Genomic DNA, 3,806 nt, shown 5'->3' with positions numbered 1-3,806 from the left:
CGCGGTCTACGAGGACTACGACAGCGACTACGCGTTCGTCACGGTCTACAACGGCATCAACTACGCCGGTGAGAAGGAAGTCTCGAAGTCGACCTTCGACAAGTGGGAAGGCCAGAAGTACGCCAAGGACGAGAAGATCTCCAAGGAGGACTTCGTCAAGGGCTACGAGAAGTACGGCGAGGCTGGCCCCTACTGGAAGAAGACCGTCGACACCAACGCCGAGACGGTCGCCAAGCCGGCTGACGCCGAGAAGAACATCGAGAAGTACATCTCCGAGGGCATCAACGGCGTCAAGCTGACCGGTGTCGAGGTCACCAAGTCGGCGTACGACGCGGCCCCCACCGGCCTGGACAACGGCGCCAAGTTCGAGCGCCTGAGCAACAAGGTCGCCATCAGCCAGGAAGAGTACAAGAACCTGGTGGCCCAGAAGGGCGACGGCAAGTTCCTCGGCGAGCTCACGGTCACCAAGGACACCGCCGGCACCGAGACCGCGTGGTTCAAGCAGCAGTTCTTCGTGAAGAAGTGGGTCAAGAGCGGCACGGTCGAGGAGTACTACCTCACCCACTACTTCATCGAGTACTTCAAGGACGCGGGTCGTCTCGGCGACAACGTCGGTGGCCAGGGCTTCACCTGGAACCAGAAGGTCGGCCAGCCGGTCTACATCTTCGGCTACCCCGCGGCCGCGCACCCCGACGGTGACAAGCCGTTCACCGGTGTCACGCCGAAGTGGTGCTACGGCAAGACCTTCGCCGCCAAGCCCGCCGCCGCGTTCAAGGCGGAGGCCCAGATCGGCCTGAAGTGCTCCATGACGGCCGGTTCCTCCGGTGCGCCGTGGATCCTGAAGTACAGCAGCACGAAGCGCCTCGGCTACATCAATGGTGTCACCAGCCTCATCGGCGACGCCGACTCGAACGGCCGGATCGACTTCAGCACCTCGCCGTACTTCGACGCCGAGACCTACTCGATCTACAAGTCGGCCTCGAACCTCTGGTCCGGCAAGATCGTCGGCGCCGATGGTGCGCTCGTCACCAAGGCCTGACGTTCAGACCAGCTAGAGCACAGCAACACCCAGCAAGGCCCGGCACGTGTGCCGGGCCTTGCGCCTTTTGGGGACAGCTCGACTGCGAGTGATATACGTCACATCGCAGCACAGGAAAGGCATGCTTTCCATCCCGCGTGCGAGAGGTCCGTTGGACCGTTTCCACCTGTGCGTGGCCGGACGGCGGCCCTCTTCGCAGGTATCCCCCGATAGGCCGTACGGCCGACGCGCCATTGAGCCTTGCGACCCATTCCTCATGATCAGACCGATAGGTTCGTACTGTCCCTTTTGGGACGAGTGGGGCAGGAGTCACCTCCTGCGGCAGAACAAGGAGTCTCATTGAACACCCGAGTCAAGCGCCTCATGCTCCCTCTGGGTGGCGTCGCCGTCGCCACCGGCATGATCGCGGCATCTCTCACCACCGCTGCGACCGCCACCGCGGCCGCGCCGGCCTCGGACGGCCTGTCCACCACCAAGGCCGCCGCCATGGACACCGTCAAGTTCTGGACGGCGAGCGACGGCAAGTCGCTCAAGGCCGCCACCAAGTTCACCTCCGACGCCGCCGTCAAGGGCAAGATCAAGCTCGGTGGCGGCGACGCCGCTCCCGACGGCAAGACCGGCGTCGTCCCGCCCATCGGGCAGGAGAAGATCACCCCCACCACGGTGAAGAACGTCAACCTGCCGAAGACCATCGGCAAGGTGTTCTTCCGTCTCGGCGGCAAGACGTACTGGTGCTCCGGCTCGTCGATCCAGGGCAAGTACCGCAACCTGGTCGCGACCGCGGGTCACTGCGTCTACGACACTGACGCCAACCGCGACACCCTCGACCGCTGGGTCTTCATCCCCGGTTACTACCAGGGCAAGGCTCCGTGGGGCATCTACGTCGGCAAGTCGGCGTACACGCACTTCGACTTCGCCAACTACGAGGACTTCGACAGCGACTACGCCTTCGTCACCGTGTACAACGGTGTCGAGGCGCGGACCTGGAAGGACCTCGGCCGTCTGGGCGACAACGTCGGCGGCCAGGGCTTCGCGTGGAACCAGAAGATCGGCCAGCCGGTCTACGCCTTCGGCTACCCCGCCGGCCCGCACCCCGACGGCGACATGCCGTACACCGGCCAGACGCCGAAGTACTGCTACGGCAAGACCTCCGCCGCCGGCCCCGTTTCCGGGTTCAAGGCCGAGGCCCAGATCGCTCTCAAGTGCTCCATGACCGCCGGCGCCTCGGGCGGCCCCTGGATCGCGCAGTACAGCAGCACCAAGCGTCTCGGCTACATCAACGGCGTGACGAGCCTGGTCGGCGACACCGACGCCAACGGCCGCTTCGACTTCGCCACCTCGCCGTACTTCGACAGCGAGACCTACTCGATCTACTCCGCGGCCTCCAACCTCGGGTCCGGCAAGATCGGTAAGTGAACCACCTGAGCACGATGTGACGGGGCCCGGCTTCGGCCGGGCCCCTCGCACTTTCAACCTCACCTCATGGTGAGGTTCCCCTATCGTTAAATCCCGGTGAATGCCCATATGTCCGTTTATGGGGCGCGGAAATATGGAGCAGGTAAAGAAATCGCATAGGCTCGAAGACATCCCCTTTGGGACGCATGAGACATAAGTGATGTTTCATGTCAGAACAAGAGGAGTTACATGAATAACCGAGCAAAGCACCTCATCCTCCCCCTCGGGGCCGCCGTCACCGCCACCGGAATGATCGGCGCCGCCCTCACCTCGTCCGCTGCGGCCTCGGCCAAGCCACAGCCGACGAACGTCTCTCTCGCCTCCAGCAAGTCCAAGGCGAACGACACCGCGAAGTTCTGGAGCGCGAGCGGCGGAAAGCAGCTCAAGGCCGCGACTCGCTACTCCAACGACGACTCGGTCAAGGGCAAGGTCAAGTTCGGCGGGAGCGACGCCGCCCCCGACGGCAAGACCGGCTCCGTCCCGCCCATCGGGCAAGAGAAGATCACCCCCACCAAGGTGAAGAACGTCAACCTGCCCAAGACCATCGGCAAGGTGTTCTTCCGCGTCCACGGCAAGCCGTACTGGTGTTCCGCGTCGTCGGTCCAGTCGAAGTACCACAACCTCGTGGCGACCGCCGGTCACTGCGTCTACGACACCGACCGCAACCGCGACACCCTCGACCACTGGGTCTTCATCCCGGGTTACTACCAGGGCAAGGCTCCGTGGGGCATCTACGTCGGCAAGTCGGCGTACACGCACTACGACTTCTCGGTCTACGAGGACTACGACAGCGACTACGCGTTCGTCACGGTCTACAACGGCATCAACGTGGGCACCTGGAAGGACGCCGGTCGCCTCGGTGACAACGTCGGCGGCCAGGGCTTCGCGTGGAACCAGAAGATCGGCCAGCCGGTCTACGCCTTCGGCTACCCCGCCGGCCCGCACCCCGACGGCGACAGGCCGTACACCGGCCAGACGCCGAAGTACTGCTACGGCACGACCAAGCCGGCCGGTGTCACGGCCGCCTACAAGGCCGAGGCCCAGATCGCCATCAAGTGCTCCATGACCGGCGGCTCCGCCGGTGGTCCGTGGATCGCCAAGTACAGCAGCACGAAGCGTCTCGGGTACGTCAACGGTGTCACCAGCCTCATCGGCGACTCCGACGGCAACGGCCGGTACGACTTCAGCACCTCGCCGTACTTCGACAGCGAGACCTACGCGGTCTACAGCAAGGCCGCCAACCTCTGGTCCGGCTCGATCCGCTAACGCGATCGGCCACCGTTCCAGAAGCGGGGCCCGGCTTCGGCCGGGC

The 3,806-nt window shown here is 64.3% G+C and carries 2 protein-coding genes and 1 pseudogene; all 3 read left to right on the top strand.

Annotated features, from left to right (window positions below; genetic code table 11):
* Positions 1-1,039, top strand: a pseudogene (locus tag AB0O34_RS36335) (hypothetical protein); the annotation flags it as partial.
* Between the two features lie 339 nt (positions 1,040-1,378).
* On the top strand, positions 1,379-2,455 hold the full coding sequence (locus AB0O34_RS36330) for a trypsin-like peptidase domain-containing protein (protein WP_363923471.1): 1,077 nt from the start codon (positions 1,379-1,381) through the stop codon (positions 2,453-2,455).
* A 228-nt stretch (positions 2,456-2,683) separates the two neighbouring features.
* A complete protein-coding gene (locus tag AB0O34_RS36325) occupies positions 2,684-3,760 on the top strand; it encodes a trypsin-like peptidase domain-containing protein (RefSeq protein WP_363923469.1) in 1,077 nt (358 codons plus the stop codon).
* Positions 3,761-3,806: the final 46 nt, after the last annotated feature.

The sequence above is a fragment of the Sphaerisporangium sp. NPDC088356 genome, from assembly GCF_040685555.1.
Lineage (GTDB): Bacteria > Actinomycetota > Actinomycetes > Streptosporangiales > Streptosporangiaceae > Sphaerisporangium.
This window is presented reverse-complemented; position numbering and strand designations above follow the sequence as displayed.